The organism is Bacillus cereus group sp. BfR-BA-01309, assembly GCF_022664315.1.
In the GTDB taxonomy this organism is placed as follows: Bacteria; Bacillota; Bacilli; order Bacillales; family Bacillaceae_G; genus Bacillus_A; species Bacillus_A mobilis.
Genome location: NZ_JAKUHE010000001.1, coordinates 44,410 through 64,308 on the forward strand (window position 1 = coordinate 44,410; position 19,899 = coordinate 64,308).

The following is a 19,899-nucleotide window of genomic DNA, read 5'->3' on the forward strand; positions in this document are numbered from 1 at the left end:
TATTATGAAATGGAGAGATGAAAAATGAAAGAACAAATGATTGAAATTAAATTTCCAGATGGTAGCGTTAAAGAATTTGCAAAAGGAATTACTTTAGAAGAAATTGCTGAATCCATTAGCAGTAGTTTGAAAAAGAAAGCAGTAGCGGGGAAAGTAAATAATCAGTTATATGATTTACGCCGAAATATTGAAGAAAATGCGGAAGTAGAAATCGTTACTATAGATTCAAATGAAGGGGTAGAAATTGCAAGACATTCTGCGGCACATATTTTAGCGCAAGCTGTAAAGAGAATGTATGGCAATGTAAACCTTGGTGTAGGGCCTGTTATTGAAAATGGATTTTATTATGATATGGACCTTCCGAGTAGTGTGAACGTAGAAGATTTACCGGAAATCGAAAAAGAAATGAAAAAGATTATAAATGAAAATGTAAAAATAGAGCGAGTTGAAGTCTCAAGAGAAGAGGCGAAAAAACTGTTTCATGAAATGAATGATCACCTGAAATTAGAATTGTTAGAAGCAATTCCTAGTGGGGAAAGTGTAACACTATATAAACAAGGTGAATTTGTAGATTTATGTAGAGGACCACATTTACCGTCAACAGGATATTTGAAAGCATTCCAATTAACTCACGTTTCAGGTGCATATTGGCGGGGGGATAGTAACAATCAAGTGCTTCAGCGTATATATGGCGTTGCGTTCTCTTCTCAAAAAAAATTAGAAGAGTATGTACATTTCGTTGAAGAAGCAGCAAAAAGAAATCATCGTAAGTTAGGTAGTGAGCTAGAGTTATTTATGTTTTCAGAAGAGGCTCCGGGAATGCCATTTTATTTACCGAAAGGCCAGATTATCCGAAATGAATTAGAAGCATTTTTAAGAGAAATTCAAAAAGAGTATAAGTATCAAGAAGTACGTACTCCGTTTATGATGAACCAAGAATTATGGGAGAAATCAGGACATTGGGGACATTACAAGGATAACATGTATTTCTCAGAGGTAGACAATAAAAGCTTTGCATTAAAACCGATGAACTGCCCAGGACATATGCTAATGTTCAAAAATAAATTACATTCTTATCGTGAATTACCAATTCGTATGTGTGAGTTCGGTCAAGTACACCGACACGAATTTAGCGGGGCATTAAACGGATTATTAAGAGTACGTACTTTCTGCCAAGATGATGCTCATTTATTTGTAACTCCAGAACAAATTGAAAATGAAATTAAATCCGTAATGGCGCAAATTGATTACGTTTATAAAACTTTCGGATTCGAATATGAAGTAGAGCTTTCTACTCGTCCAGAAGATTCAATGGGTGATGATAAGTTATGGGAGCAAGCAGAGGCGTCATTAGCAAATGTATTACATTCATTGCATTATAAATATAGACTAAATGAAGGTGACGGTGCATTTTACGGACCGAAAATCGATTTTCATATTAAAGACGCTTTAAATAGAAGTCATCAGTGCGGAACAATCCAGCTAGATTTCCAAATGCCAGAGAAGTTTGATTTAAATTATATAGATGAGAAGAATGAAAAGAAAAGACCAGTTGTTATTCACCGGGCAGTATTAGGGTCTTTAGATCGTTTCTTAGCTATATTAATTGAGCATTTTGGAGGGGCATTCCCGGCATGGGTAGCACCAGTTCAAGTAAAAGTCATTCCTGTTTCAAATGCAGTTCATGTACAATATGCAGATGAAGTTGCAGATAAATTAGAACAAGCTGGTGTTCGTGTAGAACGAGATATGCGAGAAGAAAAATTAGGATATAAAATAAGAGAAGCACAAATGCAAAAAGTTCCTTATGTTCTTGTTATTGGGGATAAGGAAATGGAGAACGGGGCTGTAAATGTACGTAAATATGGGGAAGAAAAATCAGAAGTTTTTGAATTAGGTGTATTTGTGGAAAGTATGAAAGAGGAAATAAATAATCGGAAATAGAGTTTGAAAAGAAAACACACCACTTCAAAATGGTGTGTTTTCTTTTTTACCTTACAAAAATGTAAGGTAAATGTAAGCGAAATCGAAGGAACGAGTGTTAGAAAAGTGAGAATATGAAATAGGAAAAAGGTTTGCGTAACTCGTACAATACTTTCTGATTGAAAAATTAAAAAATTCTTAAGAATTTACATGAGAAAAAGATAAGAAATATGTGAGAAATTCATTTTATACAAAAGGGATGGAGTGAAAGAGATGTCAACAAATGTAGTTACTGTAGAAAGTGTAGAAAAAACGTATGGGAAAAGAAATGAGAATCAGTCAAAAGCATTAAGGGGTGTGTCATTAAGTATTAAAGAAGGGGAATTCGTCGGGATTATGGGTCCTTCTGGCTCTGGAAAAACGACACTACTTAATGTGATTAGTACACTGGATCAAGCGACAGGTGGCAGTGTGACAATAGCTGGCACAAATATTACCTCAATGAAGGGGAATGCTTTATCAGATTTTCGATCTCAAAAATTAGGGTTTATTTTTCAAGATTTTAACTTACTAGAAAACTTATCAATTTATGAAAATATCGCTTTACCACTTTCTTTGCAAGGAGTACCTTCAAGTGAGATTACTGGAAAGGTGAATGAGGTTGCGAAGAAATTAGGGATTACTGAAATTTTAACGAAATATCCAACTGCTGTTTCTGGTGGACAAAAGCAAAGAACAGCGGCAGCTCGAGCTTTAGTACATAATCCAGCAATCGTATTAGCAGATGAACCGACAGGAGCGCTTGATAGTAAAAATGCAAAAAGCTTATTAGAAGCGATGCAAGATTTACATGAAAATCACAATGTAAGTATTTTAATGGTAACGCACGATGCGTTTAGTGCGAGTTATTGTGAACGTATTTTATTTATTCAAGATGGCCTTCTATATAAAGAGTTAATGCGTCAAGGAACGCGAGAAAATTTCTATCAAGATATTTTAGGTGTGCTCGCTCATATGGGCTCAGCTGCTGAGTCTAAGTAGGGGGGCGAGACTATGTTATTCAAATTATCACGTCATAGTATGAAAAAGATGTTAAAAGATTATATGGTTTTACTTATTGGTCTCGTTATTAGTATTAGTATCTTCTACATGTTCCAAACGATGGCGATGAATAGTGAATTTACGAAGGATAATAGTCTTATTAGTAGTATTAGACTCGTATTCTGGGTAGGCGCCATCCTATTATCGTTTATTACTGTATTTTATATTATATATGCCAATTCTTTCTTGCTCACATTAAGAAGAAAAGAACTGGGTATGTACATGATGCTCGGTGCGAAAAAGAAAAAAGTAGCGCAATTATTATTTATTGAAACATTCGGTATGGGTATTGTCAGTATTATTATCGGGATTTTAGTAGGGATGTTACTTGCAAGTGTAGCAGGAAACTTTTTAATGAATGGTATGGAAATTTCAGCGAAAGGTAGTTACTCATCTGTATATACACCAGCAATCTTAGTTACAGCTATTTTCTTCTTAATACTATTTTTTATTACTGGTTTAATGAATAGCATCCGGTTATTACGCAAAACAGAACTAGAGTTAATTCGTGAAGATGAAACACTAGATGAAGTGAAGAAAAGTAAAACTCGTATTATTATCATGACAGTACTCGGTATATTGCTAGTAAGTACAGGATACTACTTTATGGTAAATATAAAAACATTTGCCGAACTTGGTTTTATAATAGCGACAATCGTTACAACACTTGGAACATATTTTATCTTTAGTTCATTGCTCCCATTTTTTGTGATGAAAATTAAAGGGAATAAAAAACGAAATGAAACGGGCTTAAATAGTTTTACATATGCACAGCTACGTTTTCGAGTAAATAGTTTATCGAGAGTATTAGGTACGGTAGCGATGTTAATTGCATTAGGTGCAGGAGCAATGACGGCAGGTATGGCGTTTCAAAAAAATGTCGGCATTATGACAGACTTTTCTCGTGTATATGATGTTGTAATTCATGATCCAAATGAACAGGATAATGCGGCCTTGAAAGAAATGAAAATTGTTGAAGAAAGTAAGTACAAGTATAAAGTAGATGGAGAAGCGGTTTATTATTTACGTAACGACTTAACTGCGAAACCACCACTTGTTTCTGATCACTTTGATACAAAAACTTTAAAAGAGCCAGTTCGAAAACGAGTGGCTGAACCTTTAACTGAACCTGTTTATTCTGCTTTGGAAGCTCCCGAAGCAGCGAATAAGCTTCCTCGTATGCCAAGGGATTGGGAAGATGCGGTTGTAAGAGAAATACAAATTACACATAATCAATTTAACGGAAAACCTGTAAGAATTGCCGATGAAGAGCACTACAAAGCTGTTCAAGGAACGGAACATAGTGTAACATTAGCAAAAGTAGATGATATGAAAAAATATAAACCGTTGTTAATTGAAATAGACAAGAGACAAAAAGAACAAATTGAAAAAACAACAGGTACAAAAGTAGACTTATTTACAAAAATGACAATTTATCAGTTTATGAACAGTTTCATGAGTGGAACAATGTTTATGGGATTCTTCCTAGGGATTGCCTTTTTAGCAATGATGGCAAGTTCGCTTATGTTCAAAATATTAACAGGTGCTTCTCGTGACGTACGTCGTTATGAAATGTTACGAAAAATCGGCGTGAGACGTAGTATGTTAACGAAAAGTATTTATAAAGAAATTTCATATTTATTTATCTTCCCAGCGATTATTGGAATTTCCCACGTGTTAGTAGGGCTTAACTTATTCAGCTTTATACTAGTTGACCCGTTTGTAAAGGTGTGGGTGCCGATAGGGATTTTCTTAGTCATTTATTTCATCTATTACTGGATTACTGTCCAACTTTATAAAGGTATGGTAATGCCGAAAGAAGAAGTAGCGAAATAGTTTAAGAAAAGAGTCCTTGTTTAGAAAACAAGGGCTCTTTTCTATATTTGTAATACATTGTGATCGAGTCTTTCTACGAATTGTGTATTGAAAATTAAGAAAATATTAAGAGTTTATATAGCGGAAAGTTAAGAAGTGTATGGGATATTAAGTATGTGCAAAAGAGCAAGATGAAATTGCAGAGCGAAATTGTCATATATTCATATTATTTTGAGGGAGTTTTACAGAATTAAATTGATGTTTATATAAGTTTAAAAGAAAGGAAACTACGTATGAAGAAGATAATAAAATTAATAAAACTAATTGGAGTCATTACTATACTATTATTAATCGTAGCACTAATATTTCCTACATGGACCTCGCAAATAAAAGGGAAAAATAGTATAAGTACATTAGAGCAAGTAGAGATAAATGGAAGTGGTCATGAAATTATGATACGCGGAAAAGATAAGAACAATCCGGTTATTATTTTTGTACATGGTGGACCAGGTACTTCAGAAATACCATATGCTCAAAAATACCAAAACTTATTGGAAGAGAAATTCACAGTTGTTAATTATGATCAAAGAGCGAGCGGGAAGTCGTATCATTTTTTTGAAGACTATTCGAATCTTACATCAGATTTTCTTGTAGAAGATGTATTAGCTATGACAGATTATGTTTCAAAACGTCTTGGTAAAGAAAAAGTAATATTGATTGGTCATTCTTACGGTACATATATTGGAATGCAAGCTGCCAATAAAGCTCCTGAAAAATATGAAGCATATGTTGGCATAGGGCAGATGAGTGATACAGTAGAAAGTGAAATGGATAGTTTAAACTATGTGATTGAACAGGCACAAAATGCTGGAAATACAGATGAGGTTTCCTATTTTAATGGGTTGACTGAAAAAATTAAAAATGGTGATACATACACTCCGAGAAATTATGTTGCGAAATATGGTGGAACATCAAGAGGCATTGAAAATCCAGATGGTGATAACACCGGAATGTTACTCAGTAATGAATATAACTTGTTAGACGTAATTCGTTATAATGTTGGATTATCATATTCTCAAACTGTCTTATTAGAAAAGGATTTAAAGAGTCCATTGCCTACTAAGGTGACTAAAATGAAATTACCGCTTTATTTCCTTATGGGGACATATGACTATAACACTTCATTTCATGCAGCAAAAACATATTTTGATACGATTGAAGCAGATCAAAAAGAATTTATTACTTTTGAGAAATCAGCTCATTATCCACAATTTGAAGAGAAAGAAAAGTTTTACAAGTGGATGTGCGATACATTCGTAAAATAAATAAAGTGTATCCGAACTTTAGAAAATTAAAATAGTTAGCGAGACGTAAAAGATTTTAGCTACATATCATTACGTGAAGCGAAGTGAAATAAAAGGACTCTTTTATAAAAAAGTCCTTTTATAATGTTCTCTATATAGAAGGAAAAGATTGGATAATAGTCGAAAAATTATAATATAACTTCCAAGAAATGACTAGATTAATAAAATTTTGTCGAGAGAAAGGATATTAAGTATGAAAGAAATGCTACAGTTATTTCGCAACAAAGTGTATGCACGTTTTTTTCTAGCAAATATTTTAGAGCGACTCGGTTCTATGATTGCTGGAGTTTCTTTAATGTTTTATTTGCTAGATCAATACGGAAAACAACCAGTTTACGCAACGATGACACAAATTATGATGGCATTACCTGCATTAATCTTTTTTCTATTAGTAGGGACAGTAGTAGATCGTTTTGATAGACAGCGTATATGCACGGTAAGTAACATATGTTGTTCGCTCTGTAATATTGGAATTCTAATTTCGCTTTATTACGGGATGATTATACTCGTCTTTATATTTTTATTTTTGGAAAATGCATGTATACAATTTTTCTCTCCATCAGAACAGTCGATGATACAGGGAGTAGTTGAATCCGATCAATACGGTGCAGCAGCAGGTGTGAATCAAATGGTGAATAGTTTGTATGCTTTGTTTGGTGTAGGAATTGCAACGATGGTGTACTGGACTTTTGGAATATACGGGAGTATTTTAGTAAATACGCTTACTTTTATTATGAGTGGTATTTTGATTCAAACGATCTCCATTCCAGAAAAAGTGCGTTTGCCAAACGGTAGAACAAAATGGAAAGAAGTTAATTTGAAAATGTTAATAACAGAGTTTCAAGAAGGGATCAAGTATATATATCAAAATGACACTTTAAAAAAATTACTTTTAGGATTTATCGTATTTGGACTATTAAATGGTATTTTAAGCGTATCCACAACTTACATATTAAAATATAAATTAGCACCTGCAACGTATGAAAGTTTAGCGATGGTGGGTGGTGTAGTTGGAGGGATTTCATTACTAATTGGAAGTATAGTAGCAACAAGTGTAGGGAAGAAATATGCACCCAAGCCTATTATTGTCTTTGGTATGGCAGGCTCAGGGGTCTTTTTCGGTATGTGTTACTTTGTAAACCACGTATGGTCTTTTTATGTGTGTATCGCTTTTGCGACTTTCTTTTTACCGTTTATTAATGTTGCAATTATGGGCTGGATGTATGAAATTGTAGAAGAATCATTCATGGGACGTGTTCAAAGTTTACTTAGTCCATTAACTACAGGATTCCAGTTGTTATCTCTCGGTGCGATAGCGATGTTGTTCCCGAAATGGATTCGTGCAGATACGTTGTTTATTATTTTATTTGGTTTATTATTTTTTGTTACGTGTTTATATCAAGCCATTTTACCTAGTGGGAAGAAACGCGTGCAAAGTATAGCTGAAGAGATGTAATATATCTGACTTTGATTTCTGAATATTCTATCGAATAGTAAGGGGAAATCGTTATGTTGATGCGAATTGCTAAATGGTGTGGGTTTACTTGTTTACAACTAGTAGCTGCAATTTTATGTATAATCTGTCTAGGCGCGCTACCGCGTTTATTTAAGGGATTGCAAATTGATTTAATCGGTTTTTGGAACACGATTGTCTTTCTTGGAGGGAAGATACTTCAACCGGGTGAAATTACATATGGATTTCGAGACTCAAGAAAATTATTTCCGCAAATATGGATTCATTATTTTGAAACGATGATTGTATTTCTATCAGCGTTTTTACTATCTTTGCTTATAGCGTATATACTTGTTGTTTGGGTATTGCAGCGTTCTCATATGAAACAAAAATTGTGGAACGGAGTTTTTCTTACGCTGGAGAGTATACCGGATATATTACTTATATTATTATCACAACTTCTTGTCGTAATTCTTTTTCAAAAAACAGGGTTTATGCCGGTCAAACTGGCTGGATTAGGGGAAGAAAGAATACGTTTGTTACCGATTATATGTCTTACAATACCAACAACATTATTGTTTATTAAACTATTGTTATTACGATTTAAAGAAGAATTAGAGAAAGAATATAGCTTGTTTGCCAAGAGTAAAGGGTTAAGCTTACGGCATATTTTGACACATCATATTTCAAGAAATGTTTTATTGACGACAATTTATTATGCGAAAACAAATATTTTATTTATGCTTTCCAATTTATATATTATTGAATGGATATTTAATACATATGGTATGTTTGTTTTTGTAAAAGAAAATTCTAAATTAGAAATATTTACAGTGAGTCTAGTAATATTATATGTACCGCTTTTTATACTATTTCGTATATTACATACGCTTTTACAAAATGTGATAAAGGAGCGTGTGTAACATGTGGCAAGTTGTAAAAAGAGATGTGAGATTTTGGATAGGTATTACTTTTTTGAGTGTACTAATGATTGTTAGTATTAGATATACGGTGTTTTTTGATGGGAATATTCGTGAACTTACGATGATGTATAACGAAAAAGGGGAACTAGAGGCAGCTCCATTTTCACCATCAAGTAAATTTTGGTTTGGAAGTGATGTGAAAGGTCGCGATCTTGTTCAATTAATAATAGAAGGCGCGAAATGGACAGTTGGAGCGAGTATAATTATAGCGATTTTACGAGTTATAGTTGGCGGGGGAATTGGTTTACTTCTTGGTATGTATGGTAAACGTTCTTTTCCAGTTATTTCATCCTTTTTTGATCCTTTTAGTATTGTACCGATGGTTATGATTTCTTATTTTATGTTAAATGAAGTTTTAACGTTTGATAGTGGAGCGGAAGTTGTGCCGTTATATTTGCGTGTGGCATTTCAAATTATAGTACTTGTATGCCTTGCTGTACCAACGGTTATGTTGTATATAGCGCAAGAAGTAAAGCGTATTAAGAAAGAAGAATTTATGTTGGCAGCTACTGTGCTCGGCGGAAGTAAGTGGCATAGGTTGAAGCGCCATATATGGCCACATATGTTACCATCATTTCTTTTATTAGTAGCGCAACAATTTGTGAGTACTTTATTGCTTCTTTTACACCTTGGTTTGTTGCAATTATTTTTTGGTGGAACAATAACCTTCAGTGGAATGGACCCAGATAGTGTAACAAAAGAATGGACGGGTCTAATTGGTCAAAACTTCCGCCACTTAACGACTCATACATGGATTGTACTTATACCGATTGCTTTTTATAGTATGACAATTCTTGCGGGAAATCTAGTAAGTAATAGTATGCAAGATGCGATTAAACTAGGCAATGTAAGAACATCTAAGAACAAGGATAAAGAAATGAAGGAAGAGAAACAAATACAGCATACTGTGAATGATTTTTCTTTCTATAGTGAGATACAAAAATAAAAGAGATAGCTGAAGACAAATCGTTTTCAGCTATCTTTTTTGTTTATAGTGGTGGTAAATCAATCTTACCTTCTTCAAATAATTCTTTTATCATATGCTTCGTATAACCAGCGGCCTGACCAAAGGTGATTTTTGCTGGCATTGGTGCTTCATTTGCATCAACAACAACATCAATAATACACGGTCTATTTTGTTTTATCGCACTTTCGAAAGCAGGAAGTAGTTCATTGACATTCTCAACACGGTATCCAATACCTCCACACGCCTCTGCGTATTTTGCAAAATCAGGGTTTGTTAAGTCTGTACCAAATTCGATATTCCCCATAACTTCTTGTTCGAATTTAATCATGGCGATTTTATTATTATTTAAAACGACGACAACGATTGGCAGTTTATATTTAACAGCTGTTACGAAATCGTTCATTGTCATTCCGAAACCACCATCACCACAAACAGCAAATACTTGTTTATCCGGGAAAGCAATTTTTCCAGCAAGGGCACCAGGTAAACCGCAGCCAAGTGTTGCGAGCCAGCTAGAAATAATAAATTGCTGATTTGTCATACGGAAGTGCCTTGCTGTCCAAACGGTTACATTTCCGACATCGACTGATAATATTGCATCATCATGAGCTACTTGTTGCAGTGCATGCATAACACGTTGTGGCTTAATTGGAGTAGAAGTATCGTCTTCTTGATCGTGTAATTTTTCCTCCCACTTTTTCATCATTTCTTGATGATGCTCTAAGAAGGAATGGTCCTCGTGTTTTTCTACATTTTCAATTAACCATTTTAATGTTTTATCAGCATCACCAGCTAAGCCGATATCTGTAGCGTAACGTTTTCCGATTTGGGCAGGATCAGTATCGATATGGATTGTTTTTGCTTTTTCGGGTAAGAAACCGGTGAACGGATAAGAAGTACCAACCATAATTAAAGTATCTGCATGTTTCATTGCATCATAAGAAGGTTTTGTTCCAATTAATCCTAATCCACCGATACAAAGTGGATGTTCGTCAGGGATAATTCCTTTAGCTGGTAATGTAAGTACAATTGGAGCACCAATGTGTTCTGCGAAAGTAAGTAAAGATTCTCTCGCATGTTTTGCACCTTTTCCAGCTAAAATAACTGGCTTTTTCGCTTCATTTATTGCGAGTTTTGCAGCGTGTAAATCTTCTTCTTGCGGAAATAACTCAGGTAATGTAAAAGAAGTATTTGTAACACGAGCACCGCTTTTTACTTCGAATTTCGGAACATCATCTGGAATTGTAAGAACAGATACACCTTTTTTCGTATAAGCCATTCGAATCGCTTGATTTACGACAGCAGGTAGTTGTTCTGCTGACATAATGCGCTGGTTATAAACTGCGACATCATCGAACAATCTTTCTAAGTTAACTTCTTGAAAAAAATCTGTCCCGAGTAAATCTGTCTCTACTTGACCTGAAATTGCTAGAACAGGGGCTTTATCAAGTTTTGCATCATACAAACCATTTAATAAATGAATAGCACCCGGTCCTGCGATTGCCATACAAACGCCGAGTTTTCCTGTTAACTTAGCATAGGCAGCAGCTGCTAGTGCGCCAGCTTCTTCATGGCGAACTTGAATAAATTTGATTTTATCTTGTTTTTTTCTTAAAGCTTCAATTATAGAATTGATAGAATCTCCAGGCATTCCGTATATGTGTTCTACTCCCCAGTCAATTAATAGGTCAACTAGTGCTTCACCGGCTGTTTTCCCAAACATAATGTTTCCTCCTTATAATTAGGTAGATACTATTATGTTTTGGAGAAAAAGGAAAAATATACAAATAATAATATTATTATCTTTAATGATGACCAGTAAATAGTGTAAATACTGTTATTAGGAAAAAACCGCTAGTTGCCCATGTTAAAAATGAAAGGAAAGAGAGCTGTTTCTTTGCTTTCCAAAGCATTTCATGAATTGTGACATAGCCAAGTGAACCGATAGCGCTCCCCATAATGAGCCCTTGTAAATGTAAAGCCTTTCCTTCCATCAAAATTCCAAAAACAGTACCTGTACCGAGGATAAGAGAAAGTAATAAAGTTGTTAATAAAAATGAAATATATTTATGCTTTGTAAATAGGAAGGGGATGATTAATGCTAAGCCTTCGGGAATATGGTGAATAACAATCGCAAGTAAGAAAGGAATGGCAGAGTCATTATGATTTATAAATGCTGTACCTAATGCAAAGCCACTCGGCAAATTATGAATAAATATAGCAAAAGAAAGAAAAAGGAAAGTTTGCCATGCTTGTTGATCTTTTTTATGTATCATTGGATGATGACAATAGTTATCTAATAAGCTCATAACTAAAATACCGATAGCTATACCGAGTATAGGGCCAATTATTTCATAGCTTGCAAATGTTTCAGGAATAATTTCAAGGGATAAAAGACCGAGCAAAATTCCGCCACATAATGCATATAAACGATGCATTTTTTCTTCAATTAGCTGGCGCGTAGCAATGCCGACAGCACCGCCTAATAGTAATCCACCGAATGAAAAAAATGTAACTATCATAGGAATCCATAATCGTTCCATCGTATCACACTCCGATTCTTCCACTTATTTTTAGCTTACGAAAAGGAAAGTTAGATTAGTCCAAGTAATTGTGTTTGATTATAGAGAAAAAACTAATAATTCGTTATAATTTACATATTAAATTTAAGTGGAAATAGGGAATAAGTTTGCATACAAAATGGAGTCTATCTGAATATGAAAATCCAAAACAATATGATGTGGAAAATAAAAGTTTGTCAGATTTTCCGTTTTTACTATCATGGGCACAAAAATTAAATATCAAAAATGAATGGATTCTAGATATTGCTTGCGGAACAGGGAGAGTTACACTTCCCTTTATAGAAAACGGATATAAAATGATCGGTGTAGATATACATGAAGGTATGCTTGCTGAAGCGAAGAGAAAATCTACGGAGTATAAAAAAGTAAAATGGCTACAACAAGACTGCTTACAATTAAAGATTGAAGAAACGATTCCGTTAGCATTTATGGTTGGTCACGGATTTCAGCATTTTCTTATGAATACTGATCAAAATAATTTATTAACATCTATTCATCATGTGTTAGCTGATAATGGTATATTTATATTCGATACACGTTTTCCTTCAAAAGAAGAATTAATACAACCATCTACAGAAGAATATTGGACAACTATTAGTGATGAAAAGGGAAGAAAATGTGATTTATATACTGAAATGACATACGATTCAATTCAGCAAATACAGCACTACATAACAACAAGAAGGTTTTATGAGGATGATGTGAAAGTAGAAGAACTGAAAACAACGATTGATCTTCGCTATACATATCCGCAGGAGTTAGACAGATTATTAGCAGCGAATGGATTTGAATTATTACATATACATAATGATTGGGAAGGAAATGAGTTAGGGGAAGATTGCTATTCTATGGTAGTAGTTTGTCGGAAGAAAAAATAGTGTTATTTCATGCTTTATGCTGGATGAAGGTTTTACAGATAATAATTGAAAAGAATAGTAGTAAATGGAGGAGCTAATTATGCAGCAACTTAAAAAAATAGGAAACTCATTTTGGTATATGACACCTGTTTCTGAAACAGATAGACCTATATTAGGAATGATCGTTGGACAAGAAAAAATTGTAATGATTGATGCAGGGAATTCAGAAGAACATGCACAATTATTTCTAGAAATGCTACAAGAACAAAATGTATCAAGTCCGGATTTCGTAGCATTAACGCATTGGCACTGGGATCATATTTTTGGATTGCCTATACTACAAGATGCATTAACTATTGCGCATACTGAAACGAAAAAAGAAATGCAATCACTAGTATCTTATGAATGGACAGATGAAGCGTTGGACGCACGCGTAAAAGAGGGTACTGAAATTGCATTTTGTGCGGATTGCATCAAAAAAGAGTTTGAAGAAAAAGCGAGAAATATTAAAATTATTCCTCCAACCTTAACGTTCCAGAATCAAATTGAATTAGACCTTGGTGAAGTGACATGCGTGTTAAAACATGTCGGCGGAGATCATGCGCATGATTCAGTTGTTATTTACGTGAAAGAAGAAAAGATATTATTTTTAGGAGACTGTATATATGCAGATATCTTTTCTTCAAAATGGAACTATACGACGAAACGAACGTTTAAATTAATCGAAGAGTTGGAGGCATTTGATGCTGAAACCTATATTCTTTCTCATGGGACAGCTATAAGTCGGGCTGAGTTTTTACAAGAAATGCATTTGTTAAAAACGGTGGGAACTTATACAGAAATTCATAAAGGCGATGAAGAGAGAATAAAGGCAGCGTATAAACTAGACATAGATAGAGAATTAAATGAAGATGAATTAGAAACAATAACGTTTTTTGTAAATGGTTATGAAATGAATAATCAGTAAGACACTATATAAATCAAATATAATTAAACTGCATAAAAAGAGTATTGAAAGTTGATTCAATACTCTTTTCAATAGTTAAATATTAAGTTTTAACCAATTTCTAAATTTTTTGGCGGGCTCATCATCTGAATTTATACCACTATCAAAACGGGTAGTGAAAGGTAACCACTGCCAATCCTCACATCCCACAAAAGCTACTCTTGACCAATTATCAATAAATTCAATGAAATTATTCGCGATTTTATATCCATGTCCTTCCCCATTGTCGTGACTTAGATAAATTACCGGTGCATCTATATCATTTTTCATATCAAATGCTAAATAATCTCCATTTCCCACTTCACAAAATGCTAATTTGTTATGCCATACTACATCATATTCATCTTCAGGATTTGGAAAAACTGTGTCAATCCAATCTTTTCGTTCTTTTTCAAACTCAAAAAGATTTTCTAAACTCCAGTGGGGTGTTCCACAAAAAATTTCACTGAATTCATTTGGTATCTCCATATCGTCAGGTAAAAACCAGCGTAAGCTAAAATTTCCTGAGAACTCTAAAAGTACTTTTTTGAAACTATTTGGTAATATAACACCAAGTTTTTCTTCTACTTGGATTATCTTTTCAAGAGAAGATGGTTCATCTATACAAACTTCTTGAACTTCACCGCCTATTTCTTTAATTCTAGAAGTTATTATTTCTATTCTTTCTTTTAGTAACTCGTAATCCATCTTATCACCCCATGTTATATTAATTAAAGTATATCATTCTTAATATATTTTTCGTTTGGGTTTCTAACTTTTAGAAGTGATTTCTTAGAATATATGTATTGTAATCTTAAAAGTTATTTTTCGTAAAATTGAGGTTTTAAGTAGCAACTTTTTTTGCTAATTTAGTAATATATTCAAAGAATACATCACGTTTTACATCATAAACGACATTTACAGGTCGCCCACCATCAAATTCCACTGTACGCCCCTGACTAGGTCCATATGTATGAACAATACTATTAATTGTTTGTGATTTTGCAAGGTCAGATTTCCCGACAAGTGCAGCAGTTAATACATCCCACAAATAGTAAGTAGAGTTCGTTGAGAAATGAACGAGAGGAGGGACCATTGCATAACATTGACCAAGGAAATCAATACCAATATATTTTCTCTCTTTTGCCCAACGTTCACGTATGTCTATAGTTAATGGGACTTGGTTTGTACTTTCTAGTGTCACTAAGTCAATTTTGATTTTTGATCCCCAAACACGAGCTACTGCTTCAGGGTCCCAAAATGAATTCCACTCAGCTGTTCCATCATGTTCTGGTTCATGTACATTGCCGGCAGTACGAAATGTTCCTCCCATCCAAATCAGGCGCTCAATTTTTTCTTCGATTATAGGTGCTTCATATAGTGCACGCGCTAAATCGGTAAGCGGCCCTGTAAATAATAAAGTTGTTTTCTCTTCAGTTTGTAGTAGGCTTTCAATTAAGTGGTGATGTGCAGGTTTTGCCGCTATAGGTGTTACAACTTTTCCAGACTCATTTAAAATGGGTAAAGCATCTACATAAAATGCATGCATCCGCCAGTCTTTTGGAAATGGATTTTTCGCACGGGAATTTGATGCAGCTACTTCAATATTTCCTTTGCTGAAACGATCAATAATTTTACGACTTGCAGACATTGCGGGTTCTAAATAGCAATCTGCAGGGATAATTGAAACACCTGTTAGCTCGACATTATCCATCTGTAGTAATAAAAATAGTGAAATTAAATCATCTACACCACCATCATGATTGAAGTACACTTTTTTCATCTTTGTTAATCTCCATCCTATATGATTTAGTTAGGAATTAAATATGAATTGCAGAAAAATCATCAATAATTTCCACCACTTCAATTTTTCCATTGATTAGTAACTCAGGAAGTTCATTATTTACAGTTCCTTTCCAATACTCTCTAGCTTGTTCAATTTTTTGAGAAAAAGGAATACCATCTTCTTTCGGTAAAAGATTTCCGTCACCTTCAAAACAATGTCCAATTACTCGTAGTTTAACAATCTGCAAAACTTCTCGATTGTAAGAATCAAATAATGCTTTCCATTTTAAAGCATCTTCATAGCTCTTTGCAGCATACAAACAAGATAATCGGGAAGGGTATTCAGGGAATTCTTGTAGTCTTACCATTTCTACAATCGTTTCTCTAACTGCTCTAATTGTTTGATCCATATAATTCATAACTACTTTAGCATTTTCATTCTTTATATGTAATTCTTCATTTGTATAATGTTCTTTTAAAATTTGCATAGTATCTTCACCGTTAGAATTTAAATGTTCTCTTTCAAAAAAGAAATGAAAGAGGGTATTCGTTTGATTTTTATCGAAATCAATGATTTGTCCCGTCTTCATCTTTTTCCTTGTTACGATGTGATATGCGTAAAACTCTTGTTCATTCATGGTTATCCTCCTAGTAGTAAATATCAGGTATTACAAAGTTAAATTAAATAATTCAATATTGATATATGCATAACCTTTATAAATAAAAAGTAAAAATTTCAGCGGAAAGGAAAGGATATATAATAACGCTTTAAATTTGTTCACAAAATGTTCACTTACGAAGAGATTTCCAAAATCGATATAATGACAAAGACTTAAACAGAAAGGATGATAGAAATTGCCAACTACAAGAAAGGAAAGTCTCCAGTTTGGTATGATGATGTGCCTTGGGATGGTTATTGTAATGACGTTTTATAATTTATTGATGAATGGAACGGGGGGACCAATTCATATTAAGGAGATCGCATTAGAACTAGTAATTGGATTCATTATTGCACTGTTAATTGAAATATGTATCGTTGGACCTTGTGCGAAAAAAATTGTATTCGCGTTACCGTTTGACAAATCGAAAAAAGTAAATATGATTATTGCGATGGCGACAGCTATGGTAATTGGAATGGTTTTCTTTATGTCTTTTTACGGAATGGCTATGATGTATTTACATGGTGGACTACAAGGAGACTCGTTTATTTCGATGTATTTTTCAATTTTTATTAAAAATTTCATTATGGCGTATCCATTACAATTAATTATTATGGGACCACTTGTGCGTTTCATATTTGTAAAGTATGTTTTGAAGAAGAAATCTGTTAATGTAGCGTAGTTATAATTATTTAAATTATATATATTGATATAAAAATGAAAATGTATCTCAAATATTTGAGGTGCATTTTTTTATGTTCATTCGCAGTTATTTTCATACTGATGTGACATTTGTCCTTTTGCCTTTATAGGATTATAGCGTTTAATTAAGTCAGAAATAGAAGATTAGGAGATGATTTTTTGAAAGGTATTGTATTTGCTGTTTTAGCTGGCGTATTTATTACACTTCAAGGCACATTTAATGCGAAACTTAGTTCACATATTGGTATATGGTCGACGAGTATTATTACGCATTTCATTGGATTCCTTATTGCAACAACAATATTTTTGTTAAAGAAAGAAGAGAAAATAGCGGAATTGAAGGATGTGAAAAAAATATATTTAGTAGCTGGTGCACTTGGCGGGTTAATTATTTGTGCAGAAACAATAGCGATACATTCAATGGGAGTTACATTAACAGCTGGGACACTTATGGTTGCTCAATTGTTAACAGCAACTTTTATTGAGATGAAAGGATTATTTCAAATGAAAAAGATACAGATGGAGAGATATCATATTGTGGGAACAATAGTAATGATTATAGGTATCGTTGTATTTAATATGTAAATGAAAGGAGGAAATGAAAGTGGAGAATAAATCAGATTTAATTACACATTATTTAGAAATTAATAAAATGCTTGAAATTTTTTCAGAAATAGATACAGCTTATTTTCAAGTGAATTATTTTGAAAAAGGCGAGCTTCTTTGCAATATAGATGACGAAATGGATCATTTATTTTTTGTTGTTAAAGGTAAAGTAAAAGTTTATACGATTACACCAGAGGGAAAGAAACTGATCCTTCGTTTTATCAATCCATTGGCGGTTGTTGGTGATATTGAATTCATACAAAATAGCAAAGCGCATAATGCTGTTGAAACTTGTTCAGAGGTTATAGCAATCTCCATTTCTCATACGATTATTAGAAACAAGTTATTACATGATCCTATATTTATGAACTTCTTACTTGCAAACATTGCGAACACATTAAAAATATCGACACGTTTTACAGCTCTTAATTTACTTTATCCGGTAGAAGTACGTGTAGCTAGTTATTTACTTTCTATTTTCACTGATAGTAACGGAAATATGTATAAAGAAGATTTGGATGCAACTTCAGTGTCAAGTATTGCGGATTTTATAGGAGTAAGTTATAGGCACGTAATTCGGGTGTTACAAAAATTTTATAAAGAGAAATTAATTGAAAAGAACAATGGAGTTATTGTAATTAAAGATTTTTTGAGAATGAAGGAAATTGCTAAAAATAATATATATGAGCAATGAAAAGGGGAGAGGGAGTATGATTGGATTTAGTTTAGCTATAGTAGCAGGTGTATTCATTAGCTTGCAATCTGTTTTTAATGCAAAGGTAAATGAAAGTGTAGGACAGTGGTTAACAACTTCATGTGTTCTTGGAATAGGTCTCATAAGTTCTATTCTATTTTATATCATTACAGAAAACAGTATTAGCATTAAAGTGTATACTACAAATTATTTGTTTTATGTAAGTGGATTGTTTGGCATTGGGTTAATTATTTGTATAATGGGTGCAATAAAGAGTTTAGGTCCAGCGTATACGGTGCTCATTAGTCTTATTACTCAATTAGTTGTTGCATTATGTATTGATACATTCGGATTATTTGGAATAGAGAGCATTCCATTACAAATTAATAAATTAGTTGGGATAGGTCTATTAATTATGGGGATAGGGATTTTTAAAAATCTATTTTCGAGTAAAAAAGCTATTCTTATAGAGGAGGGTAAGAAGTAGTGAATATATTTTTGTGAAGAGTTTATATCTATACAATACAATTATAAGTCAGTAACTAAAGCGGTTGAAAAATAAGTGAAGAAGACCTTGAAAACTTAAGGTCTCCTTTACTTATTTTCTATTGAACCGCACATGAACAAACTTCAACATCTTTATTAAGTTTACAATTCGCATCATTATACGTGTACTACCATCCCAATCTTTATTTGTAGGTATATGTTTAAAGAAAGGAGAGCAGCTTAATACTTTTATGTTTGAAGACCATTTTTCTAGAGTCTTTGGATTATTTATATAAAAATACATTAGGGCGCCATTATTACCTGATTTTTTGACTGTAGCATTTGAAAGATTCAGTGCGAATTTTGATTCAGCGTCAAAGTATAATTCGCCTCCAGGGAAACGTTTTGACATAGCGACTATGATTTTCTTCAAATCCTCTTCTTTAAAGTAATAAAACACGCCAGCTGATATAAAAAGAATCCCATCGTCTGGATTATATTTTATATCGTCAAACCAAGAAGTATCAAAAAATGATTTAGCTATACTAATATTCCTTGGTGTATCTTCAATTAATGCTTTTCGAAATGAAATAGCATCGGGCAAATCAAGATTATACCAATGTATCGTACCGTTATCAATTCTAGAAAAAGTAGTGTCTAGTCCAGAACCGATATTTACAATAGTAGCATTTGGATGTTTTATAATGAATTTTTTTATCGTATCATCAATTTTTCGTGCGCGAGTAATGTATGTGATGCATCCGTATTCACCAAATGTATTTGCTATTGAGGAGAAGTCAAAATCACATTCTTTAATAATACGAATAGCCTCTGTATCATCTAAAATACCTTTATTGTTCTCACTGCCATACGCACGTCCCCATAGCGGAATAAGCATCGTACCTTGTACTGAATGTATATCTATTTCTTTAACCAT

The 19,899-nt window shown here is 33.4% G+C and carries 19 protein-coding genes; 13 read left to right on the forward strand and 6 right to left on the reverse strand.

Going from position 1 to position 19,899, the window contains the following annotated elements:
• The first annotated feature begins 24 nt into the window (after positions 1 to 24).
• The 7 genes from thrS to MR115_RS00225 all read left to right on the forward strand — a co-directional run bounded on the left by thrS (position 25) and on the right by MR115_RS00225 (position 9,585).
• Positions 25 to 1,944: a threonine--tRNA ligase gene (thrS, locus tag MR115_RS00195; RefSeq protein WP_242239181.1), complete on the forward strand. Its 1,920-nt coding sequence runs from the start codon at positions 25 to 27 to the stop codon at positions 1,942 to 1,944.
• Positions 1,945 to 2,196: 252 nt separating this feature from the next.
• Positions 2,197 to 2,964 (forward strand): ABC transporter ATP-binding protein, encoded by a 768-nt coding sequence (locus tag MR115_RS00200; RefSeq protein WP_071724180.1) that lies wholly within the window; start codon positions 2,197 to 2,199, stop codon positions 2,962 to 2,964.
• A 12-nt stretch (positions 2,965 to 2,976) separates the two neighbouring features.
• Positions 2,977 to 4,860 (forward strand): FtsX-like permease family protein, encoded by a 1,884-nt coding sequence (locus tag MR115_RS00205; RefSeq protein ID WP_242239183.1) that lies wholly within the window; start codon positions 2,977 to 2,979, stop codon positions 4,858 to 4,860.
• A 272-nt stretch (positions 4,861 to 5,132) separates the two neighbouring features.
• Positions 5,133 to 6,164: an alpha/beta hydrolase gene (locus MR115_RS00210; RefSeq protein WP_242239186.1), complete on the forward strand. Its 1,032-nt coding sequence runs from the start codon at positions 5,133 to 5,135 to the stop codon at positions 6,162 to 6,164.
• Between the two features lie 223 nt (positions 6,165 to 6,387).
• Entirely contained in the window at positions 6,388 to 7,659 is a 1,272-nt protein-coding gene (locus MR115_RS00215; protein ID WP_255298909.1) for an MFS transporter, read from the forward strand.
• A gap of 53 nt (positions 7,660 to 7,712) precedes the next feature.
• Positions 7,713 to 8,579, forward strand: a complete 867-nt coding sequence (locus tag MR115_RS00220) for an ABC transporter permease subunit (protein WP_242239187.1) — start codon at positions 7,713 to 7,715, stop codon at positions 8,577 to 8,579.
• Position 8,580: 1 nt separating this feature from the next.
• Positions 8,581 to 9,585: an ABC transporter permease subunit gene (locus MR115_RS00225; RefSeq protein WP_242239189.1), complete on the forward strand. Its 1,005-nt coding sequence runs from the start codon at positions 8,581 to 8,583 to the stop codon at positions 9,583 to 9,585.
• Between the two features lie 43 nt (positions 9,586 to 9,628).
• On the opposite strand, the gene MR115_RS00230 is transcribed toward MR115_RS00225, so the two are convergent.
• Together MR115_RS00230 and MR115_RS00235 are read right to left on the reverse strand one after the other, a co-directional pair.
• Complete coding sequence (locus MR115_RS00230; protein ID WP_242239192.1) at positions 9,629 to 11,329, reverse strand: pyruvate oxidase; 1,701 nt, start codon at positions 11,327 to 11,329, stop codon at positions 9,629 to 9,631.
• Between the two features lie 82 nt (positions 11,330 to 11,411).
• A complete protein-coding gene (locus MR115_RS00235; RefSeq protein WP_097864309.1) occupies positions 11,412 to 12,149 on the reverse strand; it encodes a ZIP family metal transporter in 738 nt (245 codons plus the stop codon).
• Between the two features lie 146 nt (positions 12,150 to 12,295).
• On the opposite strand from MR115_RS00235, the gene MR115_RS00240 reads away from it, so the two are divergent.
• Together MR115_RS00240 and MR115_RS00245 are read left to right on the forward strand one after the other, a co-directional pair.
• Positions 12,296 to 13,066, forward strand: a complete 771-nt coding sequence (locus MR115_RS00240) for a class I SAM-dependent methyltransferase (protein WP_255863885.1) — start codon at positions 12,296 to 12,298, stop codon at positions 13,064 to 13,066.
• 79 nt (positions 13,067 to 13,145) lie between these two features.
• Positions 13,146 to 14,012, forward strand: a complete 867-nt coding sequence (locus MR115_RS00245; RefSeq protein WP_242239194.1) for an MBL fold metallo-hydrolase — start codon at positions 13,146 to 13,148, stop codon at positions 14,010 to 14,012.
• A gap of 75 nt (positions 14,013 to 14,087) precedes the next feature.
• Here the strand turns inward: MR115_RS00245 and MR115_RS00250 are convergent, their stop codons facing one another.
• The 3 genes from MR115_RS00250 to MR115_RS00260 all read right to left on the reverse strand — a co-directional run bounded on the left by MR115_RS00250 (position 14,088) and on the right by MR115_RS00260 (position 16,453).
• Positions 14,088 to 14,738, reverse strand: coding sequence for an SMI1/KNR4 family protein (locus MR115_RS00250; RefSeq protein ID WP_098122508.1), 651 nt, complete (start codon positions 14,736 to 14,738; stop codon positions 14,088 to 14,090).
• Positions 14,739 to 14,874: 136 nt separating this feature from the next.
• Complete coding sequence (locus MR115_RS00255; protein ID WP_242239196.1) at positions 14,875 to 15,813, reverse strand: nucleoside hydrolase; 939 nt, start codon at positions 15,811 to 15,813, stop codon at positions 14,875 to 14,877.
• A gap of 37 nt (positions 15,814 to 15,850) precedes the next feature.
• Positions 15,851 to 16,453, reverse strand: a complete 603-nt coding sequence (locus MR115_RS00260; RefSeq protein ID WP_242239199.1) for a DUF2441 domain-containing protein — start codon at positions 16,451 to 16,453, stop codon at positions 15,851 to 15,853.
• 217 nt (positions 16,454 to 16,670) lie between these two features.
• On the opposite strand from MR115_RS00260, the gene MR115_RS00265 reads away from it, so the two are divergent.
• The 4 genes from MR115_RS00265 to MR115_RS00280 all read left to right on the forward strand — a co-directional run bounded on the left by MR115_RS00265 (position 16,671) and on the right by MR115_RS00280 (position 18,963).
• Positions 16,671 to 17,156: a DUF2798 domain-containing protein gene (locus MR115_RS00265; RefSeq protein ID WP_242239201.1), complete on the forward strand. Its 486-nt coding sequence runs from the start codon at positions 16,671 to 16,673 to the stop codon at positions 17,154 to 17,156.
• A 179-nt stretch (positions 17,157 to 17,335) separates the two neighbouring features.
• Positions 17,336 to 17,761, forward strand: coding sequence for a DMT family transporter (locus MR115_RS00270; RefSeq protein WP_063261099.1), 426 nt, complete (start codon positions 17,336 to 17,338; stop codon positions 17,759 to 17,761).
• Positions 17,762 to 17,780: 19 nt separating this feature from the next.
• Positions 17,781 to 18,476 carry a Crp/Fnr family transcriptional regulator gene (locus tag MR115_RS00275; RefSeq protein ID WP_242239203.1) on the forward strand — a complete coding sequence of 232 codons (696 nt, stop codon included), beginning with the start codon at positions 17,781 to 17,783 and terminating at the stop codon, positions 18,474 to 18,476.
• Between the two features lie 16 nt (positions 18,477 to 18,492).
• The gene (locus MR115_RS00280) at positions 18,493 to 18,963 is read left to right on the forward strand and encodes a DMT family transporter (RefSeq protein ID WP_098374817.1); all 471 of its coding nucleotides are present in this window, start codon (positions 18,493 to 18,495) and stop codon (positions 18,961 to 18,963) included.
• 111 nt (positions 18,964 to 19,074) lie between these two features.
• Here MR115_RS00280 and MR115_RS00285 read toward each other — a convergent pair whose 3' ends face one another.
• A complete protein-coding gene (locus MR115_RS00285; RefSeq protein WP_242239205.1) occupies positions 19,075 to 19,899 on the reverse strand; it encodes a class I SAM-dependent methyltransferase in 825 nt (274 codons plus the stop codon).

Bases quoted from the DNA above. Each gene is read 5' to 3' on its own strand.
- MR115_RS00220 (WP_242239187.1), top strand. From the start codon at position 7,713: ATGTTGATGCGAATTGCTAAATGGTGTGGGTTTACTTGTTTACAACTA.
- MR115_RS00205 (WP_242239183.1), top strand. From the start codon at position 2,977: ATGTTATTCAAATTATCACGTCATAGTATGAAAAAGATGTTAAAAGAT.
- MR115_RS00280 (WP_098374817.1), top strand. From the start codon at position 18,493: ATGATTGGATTTAGTTTAGCTATAGTAGCAGGTGTATTCATTAGCTTG.
- MR115_RS00285 (WP_242239205.1), bottom strand. From the start codon at position 19,899: ATGGTTAAAGAAATAGATATACATTCAGTACAAGGTACGATGCTTATT.
- MR115_RS00245 (WP_242239194.1), top strand. From the start codon at position 13,146: ATGCAGCAACTTAAAAAAATAGGAAACTCATTTTGGTATATGACACCT.
- MR115_RS00235 (WP_097864309.1), bottom strand. From the start codon at position 12,149: ATGGAACGATTATGGATTCCTATGATAGTTACATTTTTTTCATTCGGT.
- thrS (WP_242239181.1), top strand. From the start codon at position 25: ATGAAAGAACAAATGATTGAAATTAAATTTCCAGATGGTAGCGTTAAA.
- MR115_RS00225 (WP_242239189.1), top strand. From the start codon at position 8,581: ATGTGGCAAGTTGTAAAAAGAGATGTGAGATTTTGGATAGGTATTACT.
- MR115_RS00250 (WP_098122508.1), bottom strand. From the start codon at position 14,738: ATGGATTACGAGTTACTAAAAGAAAGAATAGAAATAATAACTTCTAGA.
- MR115_RS00230 (WP_242239192.1), bottom strand. From the start codon at position 11,329: ATGTTTGGGAAAACAGCCGGTGAAGCACTAGTTGACCTATTAATTGAC.
- MR115_RS00255 (WP_242239196.1), bottom strand. From the start codon at position 15,813: ATGAAAAAAGTGTACTTCAATCATGATGGTGGTGTAGATGATTTAATT.
- MR115_RS00260 (WP_242239199.1), bottom strand. From the start codon at position 16,453: ATGAATGAACAAGAGTTTTACGCATATCACATCGTAACAAGGAAAAAG.
- MR115_RS00200 (WP_071724180.1), top strand. From the start codon at position 2,197: ATGTCAACAAATGTAGTTACTGTAGAAAGTGTAGAAAAAACGTATGGG.
- MR115_RS00210 (WP_242239186.1), top strand. From the start codon at position 5,133: ATGAAGAAGATAATAAAATTAATAAAACTAATTGGAGTCATTACTATA.